We start from the raw sequence: 14,631 nt of genomic DNA, 5'->3' as shown, positions 1-14,631 counted from the left end.
GAACCAACCTTGCTTGGCGCTAAGATCGTCTCCGTCATCGCCAGCCTTGTTATGCCCGCCGCTGTTGGGGAACGAGGTGTCCATTAACTCACTGTGAGGCTCCAAACGGATTGCCTCAACTGCGGGCTTCGCATAAGCCCTACTCTCTAATTGTTTTCTGTTCATATTCGCTATGTTTTAGAATGAATAATTCGTGAAATTTTCCCCCTTGCCGTTGGCAAAAGGACATGAAAAAGAACAAAGGGAACTCCGAGAAGCCCTTTGTTTATTGGTGTTTAGCGCATGCCTTACGCGCGCGCGTAAGATAAAGCCGTGAAGGTATCTACGCCAGGTGAGATGTGTGTGTGTGTGTGTGTGTTAAGACTTTTTCCGAGATATGCAAATATAAAGCGTTAAAAGATGCAAGAGAAACGGAGTTCTTTTGCATCGTGCTACTGCTGTTTATATTTGCTTGCTTTATCATCTCTTTAATTGTTCAGACCCCCATCCCCCTAACTTAGGGGGCGAAGGCGGAAACCGGGGGCAAAGGTAAGTAATAAATCTTAACCGTGCAAACAAATTTTGAGAAAAATGGATGACAGGCAACAATATCAGGGATTTGAATTGCGATTAACAGTCCTATCCGGCGTCCAGCGATGAGGCATGAGCGACTACTCTTTTTTATTTCGATAACTCAATGGTGAGACGCCGGCTTTGCCTTTGAAGAAATTGGTGAAAGCCGAGGTGTCGTTGAAATGGAGCAGGTCGGCTATTTCGCCGACAGTGAGATCGGAGGTGCGCAAGAGCATGCAGGCTTCATGATAAGTGAGAAGGGCCAGGTGATCATAGACCGTCGTACCCGAGATTTCGCGCACGGTGCGTGACAAATAAGTGGTGGTCATATTGAGTTTGTCGGCATAAAAACGGATCTGTCGCTCTTTCCGGAAATTGGAATGAGCCAGGTGAATGAAGATCTTGAAGATGTTTTCTTTGTGTTTGAAGTCGTGGGTGAGCACACTGTTGTCGTAAGGCAATTCAGTGATAAACAGTAAACAGATGTGGACAAACGATTTGAGAATCTCTAATTTATAGAGGTGGGGCTGGCGAATGGCTTTCTGAATCTGGCGTAACAGACTGATCAAATTGGCAGTTTGGGTGTGTCCGAGGTGGAAAACGAGATTGGAATTGGTGATCACCGTGGGCATCATCACATCTGTTTCACGATCGAGTGATCGCAAACCGGCATAGAAATTGGTCTCGATGAGTAGTCCTTCCACTTCGGTTTGGGTGCCTAAGCTGCGCGTGATAACAGGCTGGAAGGGCGTGAGAATCAGTAGATCGCCTGCCCGAAGCGTGATGTCGTTGTCGCCGACACGCACTCCCAACTGGCCTTTTCGCACCACCAACATTTCATAAAAGCTGATTCTCCCGGCGAAATCGAGCATTGATGCATGGTCGTCTGAGGCTGAATGGAAGTAGACTACACTGGCTTCGAAAATGTCTTGGATGGCGTAACGCGCTGCCATCTGTTGTAAACTTAGGATTCCGTTGTTGCTCATGAACATGCTTTTGACGCAAAAATACGAAGAAGTTTCGTTATTTACAAAAATAGAATCGTTATTTATAACTTTGCTATCGGCGATTATTCCTACTTTTGCCAATGACTACCGAACTGATAACAATTACCGATTGACAATAAATAGGAATCATATGTTGACCGCTCTTATACTGCTACAATGGGCCATTGTCTTGGCTTTGATCTTTACCCGAGCACGTGTCGGCGGCATCGGATGGGGAGTTTATGGCATGGTGGGAATGGCTCATACGTCTTCAACAAATATGAATCCTATTCCTATAATACGCATACCGATGAAGAAAATACGACTGATCCTGATAGTCGCACTACTCTCGGCGACCGCGCAGAGTCATGCACAAGGGAACAACACCGATATGGGCGGCCCGGACGGCAACTACAAATCGCTGGCTGACCGTGTCTTGAAATTGGAGAAGAACACCGATGCCTTCAATCTCTACCTCAACTGTGCAGCCGCGGCACAAGCAAGAGACGAGAGCGGCCCATGGACCACCGGCTTTGTCAACAAGGAGTTGCGATTGGAGATCATGGGCGATCTCACCGATCGATTGTTTTATCGGCTACGGCATAGACTCAACAAATCCAACTCCTCCAAAGGTGAAGACAATTTTGCCAAGGCCACGGATATTATGTTGATCGGTTACCACGTAAACGACAAATGGACCGTATCCGCGGGGAAGATATGCCAGCATTGGGGAGGATTTGAATTCGACATAAACCCGATGTACGTCTACGAGTTCTCCGACATGGTGGGATCGATGGAGAATTATATGGCCGGCCTATCGGTCGCTTATCGTCCCGTGCCCACGCAGGAGTTGGTTGTTGATGTCACCAACACCAACAACGGCACGCTCGATGAAGACAACGCAATGCTGGCCATGCATCATATTCGTGCTGCCAAGCATCCATTGACTTACATCGTGAACTGGAACGGCAGCTTCTTCAGCGACAAGTTGCAGACACGGTGGTCATGGGGCTTACAGACGCAAGCACAACACAAGTATTCGCGCATGCTCATTCTGGGTCAGAAACTCAATCTACCCACTTTCCAATGGTATTTCGATTATATGGGAGAATTCGACAGCTTCGATCGTCTCGGCATTGTTTCCGCCGAGGTGAAAGACATGGCCGGTGTGCCAGGCGCAGCCGCCACGCATAGCTATACGGCCGTGCATTACAACTCGTTGATCACCGAAGCCCACTGGCAATGCCGCCCCCAATGGAATGTTTTCGTCAAGGGTAGTTACGAGACAGCCAGTATGCCCCACTCCGATCACTTTAAAAACTATCGCAAGTCGATCGGTTACTCGGGCGGCGTGGAATATTATCCCGACCCGACGCAAGACCTCCGTGTGTCGCTCAGCTATATCGGACATAACCGCAAGTATTCCGATCAATCGGGGCTGGCCGACGATCATACCAACAGAATCGAACTCGGATTCATGTACCGGATCAAATGTTTCTAAGGTGAAAAACAGAAAACAGAGAATTGTAATAAACTCATTAACTTAAACAACTAAAACACTATGTCAGAACAAAAGTTCAGAGTAGAGTCCGACCTTTTAGGCGAACTCAACGTGCCCGCAGAGGCTTACTATGGCGTGCAAACGCAGCGCGGTATCAACAACTATCACATCTCACGGAAGAAGATACGCGATTACCCAGATTACATCATCGCCATTGCTTATGTCAAGTTGGCTGCCGTACAGACCAACCACACCTTGGGCGTTATCAACGACGAGATTGCCGGGGCTATCTCGCAAGCTTGCCGTGAAATCATCGACGGCAAATTCCACGAAGATTTCCCCATTGATATGATGCAGGGAGGTGCCGGCACATCGGTCAACATGAATGCCAATGAGGTGATTGCTAACCGTGCCCTCGAAATCATGGGACATAAGAAAGGGGAATACCAATACTGTTACCCCAATGACCATTGCAACTGCGGTCAGTCCACCAATGACGTCTACCCGACGACCATACGCCTCGCCATCATCCGTATGAACAAGGCGCTTGTGGCCAGTCTGGCGGGCTTGATCTCGGCCCTTCGTTACAAGGGAGACGAGTATAAGGATGCCCTTAAAATGGGTCGAACCCAATTGCAGGACGCCGTTCCTATGACCATCGGACAGGAGTTCAACGCTTATGCCACCAATTTGGAAGAAGAGATTCTCAACCTCGAGCGCAACGTGAAGCTGCTCCACGAGATCAACATGGGAGGCACTGCCATCGGTACAGGATTGAATGCCGTACCCGGATTTGCCAAGCTCTGTGCTGACAACCTCAGCAAGCTCACCGGTGAGACCTTCGTGCCCGCTTCCGACCTGGTCGAGGCAACGCCCGACACGGGAGCCTATGTCAGCTATTCGTCGGCGCTGAAACGCTTGGCAGTGAAACTCTCCAAGATTTGTAACGATCTGAGACTGATGGCATCGGGACCGCGTTGTGGCCTACACGAAATCAACCTGCCGCCCAAGGCTCCCGGTTCTTCGATCATGCCGGGAAAGGTGAATCCCGTGATACCCGAAGTCACCAATCAAGTTTGTTTCAAGGTGATCGGCAACGACACCACGATTTCTTTCGCTGCTGAGGCCGGTCAGTTAGAACTAAACGTCATGGAACCCGTCATCACCGAGTCGCTCTTCGAGAGCCTGTGGTGGCTGCACAACGCCATTGATACGCTCACAGAGGAGTGCATCCTGGGCATCACCGTCAATAAGGAGCACTGCTACGAGATGGTGAAAAACAGCATCGGCATCGTGACGGCGTTGAATCCTTACCTCGGCTATAAGGCATGCAGCAAGGTGGCCAAAGAGGCTTTAGACACCAACCGCTCTGTCTATGACATCATCCTAGAACAAGGGTTGATGACGAAGGAAAAGCTGGATGAAGCACTCGACCCGAAACAGATGCTCGCTTCTCATCAGTTCATGAAATAGCGACGTCACCGACTTTCCTTATGCAAAGCTGCATCTGCGGGGGCAGATGCAGCTTTTTCTGTCTATATCTCACTGTGATTGGCCGGATGACTCATGGATGATGGGTCATGGAGATCTCGCTTGCTGTCTTATCAGGGCGATTGAGAAGTATGCGAGTGGTCAAGAACAAGTCGTATACCTGTGGGGCACAAGTATACGACTTCTCAACATGTGTTATAAGATGTCAGCCCATGGCTCTATGAGTCAGGGGCCATGCTCCATTCATTTAGAACAAGAACGTGCGGATGAGCCAATAAGAGAATATGCCGGCCAGATAACCTACCAGCGTAAGCCAAGAGATGCGCTTCATGTACCAGCCAAACGTGATCTTCTCTAAGCCCATGACAACGACACCGGCCGCACTGCCGATGATCAGGATCGAACCGCCCACGCCGGCACAGTAAGCCAGGAGTTGCCAAAAGATGCCGTCGACGGCCATGTCGCCCGTGGGGGCCACGGGATACATACCCATGCAGCCGGCCACCAGAGGCACGTTATCTACGATGCTCGAAATGACACCGATGACGCCTGTCACGATATAGTGATTGCCGCCCGACACCTCGTTGAGCCATTGGCCTAAGGCTGTGAGCACGCCCACTTCTTCTAAGCAGGCCACAGCCATCAAGATGCCGAGGAAGAAAAGGATGGTAGACATGTCGATGCGCGAGAGCAGGTTGCTCACCCGCCGCGACATGCCGTCGTTGGTGCGATGCACATGGCGGTAGAATATTTCGGTGACAGTCCACAGCAGACCGAGCACCAGTAGTATGCCGACAAACGGGGGCAGGTGGGTTATGGATTTAAAGATAGGCACAAACATCAGACCACCCACGCCGAGGAAGAAGATCACCTTGCGTTGCCTGCTGTTGAAGTCGAGCATCTGATAGTCGGATTTCATCTTAATGTCGGTGGTGGCAAGCTCGCCTTTGAGCGAAGTCTGTAAGATCAGGGCCGGAATGACCATTGAGACGACAGATGGTAGGAAGATCTCCTTGATGACGCCCGCAGCAGTGATAAGGCCCTTGTTCCACAGCATGATGGTTGTCACGTCGCCGATCGGAGAGAATGCACCGCCGGAATTGGCCGAGATGATGATCAGTGAGGCATAGATGAGCCGGTCATTGCGGTCGGGCACGAGTTTGCGCAGGATCATAATCATCACGATGCTCGTGGTGAGATTGTCGAGGATGGCAGATAGAAAGAATGTCATCACGGCAATGCGCCATAGCAGTGTCCGTTTGCTCTTGGTCTTCATCGTGTCGCGTACGAAATTGAATCCGCCGTTTTGGTCGACGATTTCCACGATGGTCATAGCTCCCATTAGGAAGAATAGCGTGGTCGACGTGCTTCCGAGATGATGCTCGATGGCGTTGCTCACCGCGTTGGCCAGTCCTTCGCTGCCGACACCGGTAAGGTAAGCTCCGGGATCAATCATGAACAATGTCCAGCAGAAAACGAACATCAACAATGCGATGGCTGCCTTGTTGACTTTTGTCACACTCTCTAAGGCTATGCACAAATAGCCCGCAATGAATACGATAATGATCGCTAACGTTAGAGATGTCATTCTTTGTATGTTTTTAGTAATTTCGGATGGCAAAGATACGCCATAAAATCTAAACGTCCTAATAAAAAGAGGTCAATATGCGTTTTATGCTGATTTTCATCAGAAATCAGGTGCGAGGAGAATCGCACGGGGCAAAATAAACGAGGATTTGTTTTGTCCTTTTACTGATTTACGCTATCTTTGCAACAATGAAAAATGAGACGACACAAACCCCATGGAGTGAGAATTTGATCATTGCCGATGCCGATTACATAGACCAAGTGGCATTCAATCTCATTGTCAACTTCGAGCGTATGATCGGACGACATATCCCGCAGGCAGACTTGGCAAGATGGGTCGATTGCATCGCGCTCGACGGTGGGCTGCGCGAAGGTGAAAACCGGACACAGGTGGTGTTGCTTCATGACCGAGACAGCAAGGCGCTGGACAACTTTGTGCCGGCCGATTATGAACAGGAACTCAGGGGGAAGGCTTTCCGAGACCATTTGGGAGAGTTTGTGATCGATGCGCTTCCGGTGGAAGCCATGGTGAGCAAAGACGACATGTTGATCGATATTTTGCAGACCGCCTGTGCGCAGCAGGAAGTGCGTCGGGTGATGCTCATTCCCAATGTGGAGAGCGCCGGCGTGTATGACGATGTCCGTCAAGCACTCCGATATGTCGACGATTCTAAGCGTGTCACCGTCTTTGCCATGCAGCCGATGGAAGGCGGCAATTTCCGCCAAGAGATTCTCGGTTACTCGCTGATGAACGCATTGGGGATCAGAGGAGAGGAAATCGAGGGCAATTCATAGTTCACAATTCATCTCTATAATCAGGAAGTGGACAACTTCGATGTCGAGTGATGATGCGTGAGTGGTGAATCAAGGAAAGAACAGCGAATGATGAACAACGAATCAAATATTAATTATCAATTGTGAACTATGAATCATGAATTAAATAAGGTTTTGATGATCGGCGCCGGTGGCGTCGCTACCGTTGCAGCATTCAAGATTGCACAGAATGCTGACGTATTTACTGATTTCATGATTGCTTCGCGTCGCAAGGAGAAATGCGATGCGATAGTCAGGGCTATCGGAAATCCAGCTATCAAAACGGCACAAGTGGATGCCGACGATGTGGAGCAGCTCAAGGCACTCTTCAACGATTATAAGCCGACACTGGTGATCAATCTCGCACTGCCTTATCAAGATCTCACCATCATGGAGGCTTGTCTGGCCTGCGGTGTCAATTATCTTGACACGGCCAATTATGAGCCGCGCGATGAAGCTCACTTCGAATACAGCTGGCAGTGGGCTTATGCCGACCGTTTCAAACAGGCCGGTCTCACGGCCATCCTCGGATGCGGTTTTGATCCGGGTGTGAGCGGTATCTTTACAGCTTATGCGCCAAGCATTACTTTGACGAAATACATTACTTAGACATCGTCGATTGTAACGCAGGCAATCACCACAAGGCATTCGCCACCAACTTCAATCCCGAGATCAACATCCGGGAGATCACCCAGAAAGGCTTATATTATAAGGATGGAGAATGGATCGAGACCGAGCCGCTCGCCGTTCATCGTCCGATCACATATCCCAATATCGGTCCGCGCGAAAGCTATCTGATGCACCACGAAGAATTGGAAAGCCTGGTTAAGAACTATCCCACCATCAAGCAGGCACGCTTCTGGATGACTTTTGGTCAGCAATACCTCACTTATTTGGATGTAATACAGAATCTGGGTATGTCGCGGATCGACGAGATCGAATATGAGGCGCCGTTGGCAGACAATTCGGGCAAGACAGCCCGCGTGAAGATCGTTCCCTTGCAGTTTCTCAAAGCCGTGTTGCCTAATCCCCAAGATCTCGGTGAAAACTATGACGGTGAAACCTCTATCGGCTGCCATATCCGTGGCATCAAAGATGGGAAGGAGCTGTCTTACTATGTCTATAACAACTGCAAGCACCAGGAAGCCTATCGGGAAACCGGTATGCAGGGCGTGAGTTACACCACGGGCGTACCCGCCATGATCGGTGCGATGATGTTCCTCAAAGGCATTTGGCGGAAGCCCGGCGTGTGGAATGTGGAAGACTTCGATCCCGATCCCTTCATGGAACAACTCAACAAGCAGGGACTGCCATGGCACGAAGTGTTCACCCCCGCAGAGCCTTCCGCAGACGGAGCCTATCAGGCGGGAGCACTCTAAGGAATAATCATAGCAAACATATTCAAATATCTCACATTAAACCTGCCAACAGCTATTTCCATCTCCCAACAGGGTAAGGTGAGGAAGCGTTCGGCAGACAATACATTTAATTTATGAAAGAATCAACAGAACCCAATGTGCAGGAAGCGAAGCTGAAAGCTTTGCAGGCTGCCATGTCTAAGATAGAAAAAGATTTCGGAAAAGGGTCGATTATGAAACTCGGAGAGAGAAGATCGAACAAGTAGACGTCATTCCCACGGGCAGCATCGGACTGGATGCGGCGCTCGGCGTGGGCGGCTATCCCCGCGGGCGCATCATCGAGATCTACGGTCCTGAGTCGTCAGGTAAGACAACTTTGGCCATCCATGCCATCGCCGAGGCACAGAAAGCCGGAGGTATTGCGGCTTTCATCGATGCCGAACACGCTTTCGACCGCTTCTATGCCGCTAAACTCGGCGTGGATATCGACAACTTGTGGATTTCGCAACCCGACACGGCGAACAAGCCTTGGAGATAGCCGACCAACTCATCCGTTCCAGTGCTGTGGACATCTTGGTGATCGACTCTGTGGCAGCGCTCACACCGAAGAAAGAGATCGAAGGCGATATGGGCGAATCAGCCGTGGGCTTGCAAGCACGACTGATGAGCCAGGCCCTGCGCAAACTCACGTCGACGATTGCCAAGACCAACACCACATGTATCTTCATCAACCAACTGCGCGAAAAGATCGGTGTGATGTTCGGTAATCCCGAGACGACCACCGGTGGAAATGCCTTGAAATTCTATGCCTCCGTGCGTCTCGATATCCGTAAGGTAACCAGCCTGAAAGATGGCGATCAGATCGTCGGCAATCAAGTCCGCGTCAAGGTCGTCAAGAACAAGGTTGCTCCACCCTTCCGCAAAGCAGAGTTTGAGATCACTTTCGGCGAAGGAATTTCCAAGGTCGGCGAGATCTTGGATCTTGGCGTGGAATACAACATCATTCAGAAGAGCGGCAGTTGGTTCAGCTATAATGGTTCGAAACTGGCGCAGGGACGTGATGGCAGCAAAGCCATTCTCAAAGATAATCCCGAGCTGTGTGAGGAGCTTGAAGGTCTCATCAAGCAGGCCATCGCCGACAAAGCCCGATAACTTGGCTGATTGACACATAGACGTCGGGTGTTCAGTCCATGAACCCCCGCCGTCTCAGTTTTGAATGTGGAGTGTTGAATTAGGAATGTTGAATGATTGCGCTACGCGCAATGATAAATCCACCTACTGCACCTACCGTACCTACCCTATACAGAAAAAGGGCGAAAAGACTAACCACCATCTTTTCACCCTTTCACTTTTCCACCTTTTCACCTTTCAATCATCCTTTCTTCACCATCTCAAACGCCACGTCTTTGAGTCTTTTCTTAAACGCGACGCCGGGCGTAAAGATCACGCGAATCTTAGGAGCGCTCGGTCTTTGCGATGGCGAAGTTTACCATGCCCGACGACAAATGCCTTGTAGTGGAACTGACCGAGAAGAACGGCAGACGCGCTGCTCCGTGCCTACCTTATCAAGCGGTACAGGGTGTTTAGAAAGTATGGGAAAGACGCGCTGCTGCTGACCGTCTTGTTTTACAATGTCGGCACAGGCAGGTTGCTCGGTTACGGCAGGCACTCCAAAAGCCGACTACTGCGAAAGATTGAAGCCGGCGACAGGAATATCTTCCGTGAGTATGTCTCTTTCTGCCGATACAAAGGCAAAGTGCTCAGGGGATTGGTCAGGCGGCGAAGAGTGGAGCTTATGCTGTTCTATGTGCCATAGCTTGCCTGCACAGAAACACAAAAACGCCCCTCTCGCAACGCCGATAAATAAAGGGCTGCAAGAGGAGCAAAATTAGTCCGCAGTGTAGTTTGAATTACACTGCGGATTTTTTACTACATACCGGACTAAATACAGATTAGTCCAACAAAACCGCCGCCAAGCAGTAAAATATCGCTTGGCGACGGTTCTATTAAGTTCGCGTTATGCGCGGAGTTACACTCGGTTTGTGCTTCCGGTATAACCTCTTACGGCTTCTTCTTCTCCTTGGCCGGCACACGCTCGTAGTTTACGCCTTGAAGCGTGAAGTAGGCGCGAGAGGGAACGAGGCCGACCCGCGGGCGAACGATGTGTTTGTGGGCATCGAACTCCTCTTTGCCCTTTTCCACCAACTTGCTTTGGAACGAGGGGCGCAGCGTGCCCAAGTCGCCGAAGTCTACGATGTCGCCGTTCTCTACGTATGTTTTCGCCACTTGGGCAGATAAGCGCAGAACGGCCTCGACTTCGGCGCCGGTAAAGGTGGTGGCGCGGGCTACGGCCTCGCAGAAATCGCGGTGGCTGATGCGGTGCCGACCCGTGGCGCGCGCCTGAATAACGGTTTTGCCTTTCAGCGAGCCTGTGCCCGCTATGTGCTCGTAGAGCACGTAGGCCAATGGTTTCTTTGCCATAATTTGCTAAGTTTTTGGTTTCTCCGCCCATTTTTGCTTGGTTTTCAGCGCTCCGGCAGGGCGGACTGCAATCGTTCCGTAATGCGCTGTTTATCACTCTGTTACAAATTTGTTTCCATTCGCCGAAAAATATGATATCATATTCTCGAAAATATGTGTACATATTCTGCCAAATATGATATCATATTCCGCGCAATATGTATACATATTCTTCGGCAAGTCATATCATTCCTACGGTTGAGGGTAATCCACTCCGTCAAGTTTCCATATCCTGCATCCATAATAGCGCGGTCCCGCTCCGTACATACTTAACTGATAATTTGTTAATTCGAGTTCGTATACAAATTTTGGATCTGGATAAGTAGTTCCCCAATATGGGGTACTTATCCAATAAGATCCGCACACACCTAAATTAACGAGTTACCATCGTCGTTCCAATAACGACCAAGTGATGGCAAAAAGAAATAATCGCTAGGATTGGCGAGTGGGGAGGTTGAGAGACGAGGGGGCACGATATTGTAATGACAGAGATCTCTTGTCCGCCTATAATCTCTTCCGTCAGGAGCCTTCTCGGAACTGAAACTGCTACCTATAGCTGCTTTCTTTTTAAACCACATTCCGTGCTTATAAAGGTGTCCTTTCATTGCCCAAATGTTTATATCATCCCAATGCGGATCGCCGTAATCCCGATGAATATACCATAACACTTCATTGATATTGGGGCAGTCTTTGCAAGAACGTGTGGCTTTGACAGCAGGATCGATATTATCGTTATAATTATGATATCCTGATAAATCTTCATTATACCAACGGGGATCACTGTTATTCTTAGGATAATTACCATTGTTGCTGTCCCAAACAGTACTGGGCTGTTCGTTTTCATATCCTTTCCAAAAATATTCTCCCTCGGCAGCATCCCACATATAATATTGAGTAAACGAACTTGAATAATCGAGTACTGTTAAGTTGGCCGTGAGGGGATAGACGGTGTTTTCTTTGTAATCTTTCTGTACGATGGCCTTTTTGATTGTTCCCTTAACGTTGGTCTTTGAATCTTCTATCGTATATTCAAGTGTCAGTTTATGTGTGCCGGGAGCAATAACGACGTAGATGGCGTTCTTCGATTGGTCGGTGGTGGCGGTGGAGAGTTCGGCGCCGGTGGCATTCACGGTTATTTCTTTCGAGGAACCGCTGCCGGTAAGGGCGCCGGTCTCGGTATTGGGCAGGGTGTAAGTACCGGCAATGTTGTTGTCGGATGTTACTTTGACAGATATAACTTTTACGTCGCTCGTGAAATTGTTGGCACTGCGGGGCAACAGGCAGAGGTAGGAGGCCTTGTGCTTCAATGTGAATTTATATTTCCGGTAAGCAACCTTGGTGGCCTTGGCTACGCCGCAGTCGCCGTTCTCGCCGAGTTTCTCTGTGTTGTTGGCGGCGGTTTGGGTTTGTACGGTGGGGATGGTTACCTGATTATAGGTCGTGGCGTTCTTGCGGGATAGTAAACCATGCGCTCATTGCCACCGATGCCGCCCTTAGTTGTGAAATCGAATTTGGCATTGGGGTTCTTGGCTGTGATGTCGGCCGGGGCATGTTGATTGTTGTCGAGCCAGATTTCATCGCCTACCTCCCAGTAGAATGTTACATTGTTCAGACCGGGAGTGCCGGGGAAGATTCCGTCTAAGGAGGTGCGGGTAGCGCTTTCGGCTTTTACCGGCTCGGAAATCATGCTGCCGATGAAGGTAAGTTTGTCGGTGGTGTCGTCGGTCTTCTTGCCGTTGTCTGCTTCTTCGTTGGCGCAGCCTGCTATCAAAAGGGCGAGGGCTGCGAGGGAGAGGTATTTCTTTGTTTTCATTTCTTCGTTGTTTTAATTGTTTCTTACTTGTTTGTTGTTAGTCCCATAGGTTTTGGCGGGTGGGAATGGAGGAGGTTTCTTCTTCCTCTTCATCGTCGATCCATCCGCGCTTGGCATCGCCATCGGCAGTACCTGTGCCTCCTGTGCCTGCGTTGCCACTGGCTTCTGAGCCTGCTAAGAACTGACTTTCGGTCTGCATCGCGTAAACCGAAAGTGTGGGGGCTAAGTAGGCCCGTCTCTCTAATTCTTTTCTTTTCATAAAAACCTGTTTGATTGGATTGAAATATTTAGTTAATTCTCTCTATTCTCATTCATTTTTCGGGATTTTCCGTTGATGGAAATACACGAAAAAACTGCAAAGGCAATCCCTCGGGAAAGCCTTTGCAGCCTATGGTTACGGCACGCTACGCGCGCGCGTATGCGAAGACTTAAATTTGTGGTGTTACCACGTCTGCATTGTGTGTGTGTGTGTGTGTGTTAAGACTTTTTCCGAGATATGCAAATATAAAGCGTTAAAAGATGCAAGAGAATCGAAGTTCTTTTGCATCGCGCTGTTGCTGTTTATATTTGTCCTTTTAATCATATCAGAATTATCAATTCTCAATTGTCAATTATCAATTCGCTCTTGTTCAGACCCCCCCTAACTTAGGGGCTAAGAATTAACGCCCGCAAAGGTAAGTAAACATTCTTAAATAACCAAAGAAATAGATAAAGAATATTCATTTGTCGTCTCCTTTTTATTCTGTATTAAGAATATACCCTTGCGATTCTTGTGGTTTCGCAAAGGGGATTTTCAGCCGATTTGCAGCTTTACGACGCGTTGATTGAAATGCCGATAGAACCAAGTAATATGGTAGAGCATCCTGAATATGAAAGGAAAGCGGCCCTTATCATGAGTCGCTCATATAATATTCTTTCGCCAGTCGTATCTTGTTGTTCCACGTTTCCATCTCTTTCGTATCAAGCACAGACCATTTGAACTCTACATCTTTTCCTACTTCGTCTCGGAGCAAAGCGTCCGGACGTTTAGACTCCTCAGCTTTCGCCCATAGCGTGATTAACATCGTCTCGGGCATATTGGTCAGTTTGTTTTCAATTTTATTGTTCATCGTGTTATCATTAATGCTTCAATACTCGCGAGCAAAAGTACGATGATTTTTATAAATGCGCAATCGCCAAAAGTAGTGACTTATTTCTTTGGAATCGCAGATGCTAATTCCTGGGCACAGGATAATTGTATTGGTCGAAATAGAGGGTGTTTGGGCGAGGAAGCCAACCTTGTTCTACGGAGACTTGGATACTGAAATTGGGATTGACATTGTATTTGACAGCAGCGCCGATGCGGTCGCCAATCATTTGCATATCATATAAAGGATAAGGGATGCGACGGTTGTCGGTCAATGATTTCTGACCGTATAAATAAGCTTCCCAGTGTTCGTTGAAGCGATAACCAAGCATACCCGATAAGCCGGCATCGCGAAAACTGTCGTGTGCCCAATAGATGTGGTTGAAATATCCGCCTAAGGCAAATGAGAGTCTTGATGTGATCGGCATGGCATACTGGGCCGAAACACTTTGTGTGAAGCCTGCTCCGCGGTGTGCGTTTTTACCGAATTGGGCAAAGACAGAGGTTCCGAGATTGATATTCAGACCGCGATGCAGATTCCAAGAATACCATCCGCCCCAATAAAGTGGGGATAAACGAAACGGCTGCACTTGTCCGCTGGCGTTGAGCGTAGGCAGATGTAATGAGTCGACGGATGATCTATCTGTCGCAGAGACGATGCCATCGCGCGTCTGAGAAACGGCCGATGAGATCGGTTGCTGCGCAGAGATCACCGGCGAAAGGTCTCTTTTCACCTCTTGTGCATGGGTTGATAGGCAGCAAAACAGGGCTGATATGATGAGTGTATGTCGTTTCATTGCAGGACAAAGATAGACGAACCGACTTGAAATCCCAAATCGTCCCGACGTTTTTTAAGTAAATTATTGTTTGCAATCAGCGTGTTA

The 14,631-nt window shown here is 49.0% G+C and carries 10 protein-coding genes and 5 pseudogenes; 7 read left to right on the top strand and 8 right to left on the bottom strand.

Going from position 1 to position 14,631, the window contains the following annotated elements; translation table 11 throughout:
* Nucleotides 1-650: 650 nt before the first annotated feature.
* Nucleotides 651-1,505, bottom strand: coding sequence for an AraC family transcriptional regulator (locus tag JCM12259_RS02745; protein ID WP_159105367.1), 855 nt, complete (start codon nucleotides 1,503-1,505; stop codon nucleotides 651-653).
* Between the two features lie 343 nt (nucleotides 1,506-1,848).
* On the opposite strand from JCM12259_RS02745, the gene JCM12259_RS02740 reads away from it, so the two are divergent.
* Both JCM12259_RS02740 and JCM12259_RS02735 read left to right on the top strand, forming a co-directional pair.
* Entirely contained in the window at nucleotides 1,849-3,039 is a 1,191-nt protein-coding gene (locus JCM12259_RS02740) for a porin (protein WP_025065325.1), read from the top strand.
* A 60-nt stretch (nucleotides 3,040-3,099) separates the two neighbouring features.
* Nucleotides 3,100-4,512 (top strand): aspartate ammonia-lyase, encoded by a 1,413-nt coding sequence (locus tag JCM12259_RS02735; protein ID WP_025065324.1) that lies wholly within the window; start codon nucleotides 3,100-3,102, stop codon nucleotides 4,510-4,512.
* A gap of 265 nt (nucleotides 4,513-4,777) precedes the next feature.
* Here the strand turns inward: JCM12259_RS02735 and nhaD are convergent, their stop codons facing one another.
* Entirely contained in the window at nucleotides 4,778-6,118 is a 1,341-nt protein-coding gene (gene nhaD, locus JCM12259_RS02730) for a sodium:proton antiporter NhaD (protein WP_025065323.1), read from the bottom strand.
* Nucleotides 6,119-6,306: 188 nt separating this feature from the next.
* On the opposite strand from nhaD, the gene JCM12259_RS02725 reads away from it, so the two are divergent.
* The 5 genes and pseudogenes from JCM12259_RS02725 to JCM12259_RS16445 form a co-directional block, all read left to right on the top strand.
* Complete coding sequence (locus tag JCM12259_RS02725; protein ID WP_025065322.1) at nucleotides 6,307-6,912, top strand: DUF6621 family protein; 606 nt, start codon at nucleotides 6,307-6,309, stop codon at nucleotides 6,910-6,912.
* Nucleotides 6,913-7,041: 129 nt separating this feature from the next.
* Nucleotides 7,042-8,309: pseudogene (locus tag JCM12259_RS13480) on the top strand (saccharopine dehydrogenase family protein).
* Between the two features lie 113 nt (nucleotides 8,310-8,422).
* Nucleotides 8,423-9,440: pseudogene (recA, locus tag JCM12259_RS13475) on the top strand (recombinase RecA).
* 306 nt (nucleotides 9,441-9,746) lie between these two features.
* Nucleotides 9,747-9,833 (top strand): annotated as a pseudogene (locus tag JCM12259_RS17120) (DUF4138 domain-containing protein); the annotation flags it as partial.
* Nucleotides 9,820-10,104: pseudogene (locus tag JCM12259_RS16445) on the top strand (glycoside hydrolase family protein); the annotation flags it as partial. The pseudogenes JCM12259_RS17120 and JCM12259_RS16445, both read left to right, overlap by 14 nt.
* 245 nt (nucleotides 10,105-10,349) lie before the next feature.
* On the opposite strand, the gene JCM12259_RS02710 reads toward JCM12259_RS16445, so the two are convergent.
* From JCM12259_RS02710 to JCM12259_RS02685, 6 genes and pseudogenes are all read right to left on the bottom strand, one after another.
* Entirely contained in the window at nucleotides 10,350-10,769 is a 420-nt protein-coding gene (locus tag JCM12259_RS02710; protein ID WP_025065321.1) for an HU family DNA-binding protein, read from the bottom strand.
* A gap of 407 nt (nucleotides 10,770-11,176) precedes the next feature.
* Nucleotides 11,177-12,115 carry a hypothetical protein gene (locus JCM12259_RS02705; protein ID WP_148299556.1) on the bottom strand — a complete coding sequence of 313 codons (939 nt, stop codon included), beginning with the start codon at nucleotides 12,113-12,115 and terminating at the stop codon, nucleotides 11,177-11,179.
* A 116-nt stretch (nucleotides 12,116-12,231) separates the two neighbouring features.
* Nucleotides 12,232-12,621: a hypothetical protein gene (locus JCM12259_RS02700; protein WP_025065319.1), complete on the bottom strand. Its 390-nt coding sequence runs from the start codon at nucleotides 12,619-12,621 to the stop codon at nucleotides 12,232-12,234.
* Between the two features lie 37 nt (nucleotides 12,622-12,658).
* Nucleotides 12,659-12,880, bottom strand: coding sequence for a hypothetical protein (locus tag JCM12259_RS02695; RefSeq protein WP_025065318.1), 222 nt, complete (start codon nucleotides 12,878-12,880; stop codon nucleotides 12,659-12,661).
* A 534-nt stretch (nucleotides 12,881-13,414) separates the two neighbouring features.
* Nucleotides 13,415-13,616: pseudogene (locus JCM12259_RS17715) on the bottom strand (class I SAM-dependent methyltransferase); the annotation flags it as partial.
* A 217-nt stretch (nucleotides 13,617-13,833) separates the two neighbouring features.
* Nucleotides 13,834-14,544 (bottom strand): transporter, encoded by a 711-nt coding sequence (locus tag JCM12259_RS02685; RefSeq protein ID WP_051559119.1) that lies wholly within the window; start codon nucleotides 14,542-14,544, stop codon nucleotides 13,834-13,836.
* Nucleotides 14,545-14,631: the final 87 nt, after the last annotated feature.

Source organism: Hoylesella enoeca JCM 12259 (genome assembly GCF_000613405.1).
GTDB classification, from domain to species: Bacteria; Bacteroidota; Bacteroidia; order Bacteroidales; family Bacteroidaceae; genus Prevotella; species Prevotella enoeca.
Note: the sequence above shows the minus strand (reverse complement) of the source record. Positions and strands in the feature narration are given on the sequence as shown.

Excerpts from the sequence above, each read along its gene's own strand:
- JCM12259_RS02695 (WP_025065318.1), bottom strand. The coding sequence starts at position 12,880 with ATGAAAAGAAAAGAATTAGAGAGACGGGCCTACTTAGCCCCCACACTT.
- JCM12259_RS02740 (WP_025065325.1), top strand. The coding sequence starts at position 1,849 with ATGAAGAAAATACGACTGATCCTGATAGTCGCACTACTCTCGGCGACC.
- JCM12259_RS02735 (WP_025065324.1), top strand. The coding sequence starts at position 3,100 with ATGTCAGAACAAAAGTTCAGAGTAGAGTCCGACCTTTTAGGCGAACTC.
- JCM12259_RS02700 (WP_025065319.1), bottom strand. The coding sequence starts at position 12,621 with ATGAAAACAAAGAAATACCTCTCCCTCGCAGCCCTCGCCCTTTTGATA.
- nhaD (WP_025065323.1), bottom strand. The coding sequence starts at position 6,118 with ATGACATCTCTAACGTTAGCGATCATTATCGTATTCATTGCGGGCTAT.
- JCM12259_RS02710 (WP_025065321.1), bottom strand. The coding sequence starts at position 10,769 with ATGGCAAAGAAACCATTGGCCTACGTGCTCTACGAGCACATAGCGGGC.
- JCM12259_RS02745 (WP_159105367.1), bottom strand. The coding sequence starts at position 1,505 with ATGGCAGCGCGTTACGCCATCCAAGACATTTTCGAAGCCAGTGTAGTC.
- JCM12259_RS02685 (WP_051559119.1), bottom strand. The coding sequence starts at position 14,544 with ATGAAACGACATACACTCATCATATCAGCCCTGTTTTGCTGCCTATCA.
- JCM12259_RS02725 (WP_025065322.1), top strand. The coding sequence starts at position 6,307 with ATGAAAAATGAGACGACACAAACCCCATGGAGTGAGAATTTGATCATT.